This is a genomic window from Priestia sp. P5_B4 (assembly GCF_056400385.1).
Map to the genome: position 1 here is coordinate 1 of NZ_JBFULJ010000794.1, position 1,780 is coordinate 1,780.

Annotated in this window: 2 protein-coding genes; both read left to right on the forward strand. The window is 36.3% G+C overall.

The window, feature by feature from the left end; all coding sequences use genetic code 11:
* A partial coding sequence (locus tag AC1DRF_RS26035) for an McrB family protein (protein ID WP_477742080.1) occupies nucleotides 1–1,215 on the forward strand: 1,215 nt, incomplete at its 5' end.
* The coding region (locus AC1DRF_RS26040) for a DUF2357 domain-containing protein (protein WP_477742081.1) at nucleotides 1,169–1,780 on the forward strand (612 nt) is incomplete at its 3' end. The genes AC1DRF_RS26035 and AC1DRF_RS26040, both read left to right, overlap by 47 nt.

Genomic DNA, 1,780 nt, shown 5'->3' on the forward strand with positions numbered 1-1,780 from the left:
CCTTACAATATAGCAGACTTACCTAGCAATGATCAGCTGCAAGAGGACTTGCATTTACTGCTAAGTATGCATGAACAGTATATAAAAACATACGGAATGAGCAAAGAGATGATTGGAGACAAAGACGCCATCGTCCATATTCATGAGTATATTAGGAAATCTGGATTTACATATGAACGACATGATATAGCCAACGCCTACTTTGCTTTAAAGACTAAACCGTTTATTGTTTTATCCGGAATGAGCGGGACAGGAAAAACAAAGCTTGCTCAGCTCTTAGCAGATAGTATCGGTGCCACGATTGAAAATGKAAGACAAGTGCTCATTCCGGTTCGACCCGATTGGCACGATAGTTCAGATTTATTAGGATATATTGATTTAAGAGGAGATTTTCGAAGAGGATCGTTTCTGTCCATTATGCAGCAAGCCATTCAGCATCCAGCTTACACATATGTTGCCATATTGGATGAAATGAACTTAGCTCGAGTTGAACATTATTTTAGCGATATTTTAAGCGTGATGGAAAGCAGGAGCTGGTCAAAAGGGAAAATCAAAACGGCTCCGTTATTCCCGGGACATAAGATGTTCCGAGATATTTATTTGCCATCTAATCTTCTCATTATCGGTACAATTAATATGGATGAAACAACTCATGGGTTTAGTCAAAAGTTGTTAGATCGTACCAACACCATTGAGTTAAATAAGATTCAACTAGATTCTTTTGATTTTTTAGATGATAAAGATCCGTCTCAGCACGGCATTCAAAATGTACAAATTCAAAGTCAATATGTTCACTTAAAAGATGCGTATGTTGAACATGCTGAGCTCATTCACGAAGTAACAAATGAACTGCTAACCATCAATGAGATGCTTATAGAAGTCGATTTACAAATAGGTTACCGCGTACGCGACGAAATATGCTTTTATTTAATTTACGCGGTGAAAAGCGGAATGTTTACATTTGATCAGGCGTTTGATTTTCAGGTTTTGCAAAAAGTTTTGCCTCGTATTTCAGGAAGCGATGGGTACACATTTGATTTATTAAAAAACCTTTATTATTACTGTACAAATACGCTGTTAGATGATGAATTTGAGACAGCTGTCGTAAATGCAGATGGAATGAGATTTCCTAAAAGCGCACGCAAAATAATGGAGATGATGAGACGTTTTGAAGTATACGGATACACGTCATTTTGGATTAATACCGTACGTTGAAATTGAAACTGACACGTGTACGGTGGTTATAAAAGGGAAAAATAAGAAAAAAATAAAATCTGCAGAAGAAGTGATGTTTTTTTCTTGTACAGGAAAAGGAATTACACATGTAAAAGTATTAAATCAAACAAAAGGCATGATGACTTCAAAACCGCCGCTTGAGCCTTTATTTTTTGAAAATGAAACCTATCAAATTACAGTTGTTTCTAAAAATCAAACAAGACTGTTTGTTAACCACGATTCAAAAGCAGTTGAACAAAGCTTTCAAAGCGTAGGATTTCCCTACATTTTGACGGGAAATATAAGCTTTCAAAATGAAGTAGGGTATTCTACGTTTCATGTTTACAGCGAAAGAGAAAAAGAGCTCTCCTTTACTCTTGAAATTTTCCCTTCAAAGATGAGCTACAAGACAGACTATGTACACATGGTCGATGAAGTGAACGGATACATTCATGATTTGGCATACGATATGCTTCGTAAAACATATATTCAAGCCAAATCTGTTTGGTCTAAGCAAGCAACATGGACGGAATTTTATCATGTTCTCTCTCACTATATGAAACCC